Source organism: Streptomyces achromogenes subsp. achromogenes, assembly GCF_000720835.1.
Lineage (GTDB): Bacteria > Actinomycetota > Actinomycetes > Streptomycetales > Streptomycetaceae > Streptomyces > Streptomyces achromogenes.
Map to the genome: position 1 here is coordinate 1 of NZ_JODT01000070.1, position 924 is coordinate 924.

Annotated in this window: 2 protein-coding genes; both read right to left on the minus strand. The window is 70.5% G+C overall.

Going from position 1 to position 924, the window contains the following annotated elements:
* Positions 1–326: 326 nt before the first annotated feature.
* Positions 327–701 (minus strand): hypothetical protein, encoded by a 375-nt coding sequence (locus IH25_RS0136680; protein WP_030498524.1) that lies wholly within the window; start codon positions 699–701, stop codon positions 327–329.
* Positions 702–704: 3 nt separating this feature from the next.
* The coding region (locus IH25_RS41485; protein ID WP_157847083.1) for a hypothetical protein at positions 705–924 on the minus strand (220 nt) is incomplete at its 5' end.

Consider the following 924-nt stretch of genomic DNA (forward strand, 5'->3'; position numbering starts at 1 on the left):
GGACCGAGCGCGGGCCAGGGGCGGCCATCCGGAGGTGATCAGTTCACCCGCCCAACAGTGGACGCCCCACCCGCCACGGCCGCCCACGGTCCGGCAGATCAGGTAAGACGTCGTCCCGTCCGTGACCGTGGTCACGCGGCCGGAGCCGCCGACGGGGGTCACACGGGGATCTGTGGTCAGGGCGGGTTCTTGCTGGGTACTCTTGGAATGCACTTGATTCCTCGCTAGGGGATCGATGCCAAGCCCTGGGAGTCGTGTCCCGGGGCTTTCGGCATGTCTGGGGTCGGGTGCCTGCGGTGTGACCCCGCCGAAGCGGGGTCGTGTGGTCACGGAGCGCGGGCCGGGGTGAGGCGGAGCCACCCCCTTTGAGGGGTCAGGGCACGAGGGGCCGGAGCCGGGAGAGCTATCCCCGCCGGCCGAATCCCGAGGGAGAGCAGGAACGCCACCAGGGCGGCCCGAACCTGCACCGGGAGGGCCGCGAAGGCACGCACGAACGCGCGGGCGACGGACCGCCGCCCGGCCGGGGTCATGCCCTTGACCATGGCGACGATGCGCCGGTCTACGTCCTGCGGGGGCAGACCCTCGTATCCGCCGAATCGCCAGATGATCAGGAACTCTTCCTCGGTCATCCGGAGGAACATCTCCAACAGGCCGTCAGCCTTGTGCACGGTGCTCACCCCCTTCGCGGTCGTCGTCGTCATGGGTCAGGCTCCGAGGGGGAGCGGGATCGTCAGGGAGTTGGTCCCGACCGTGGCCCCGCTCGCCTTCATCGCGCGGTACATCTGCGCCAGGGCGACTCCGGCGGCCATGGCCAGGGCGGCGGCGGCCACCAGGAGCAGGGCCTCGGATACCGGGATGTAGCGCGTCCGGCCGTGGCCTCCCTGCTCAACGACCGTGACCCCGCAGCGTCGAACGGTGTAGTTC

Bases quoted from the DNA above. Each gene is read 5' to 3' on its own strand.
- IH25_RS0136680 (WP_030498524.1), bottom strand. From the start codon at position 701: ATGACGACGACGACCGCGAAGGGGGTGAGCACCGTGCACAAGGCTGAC.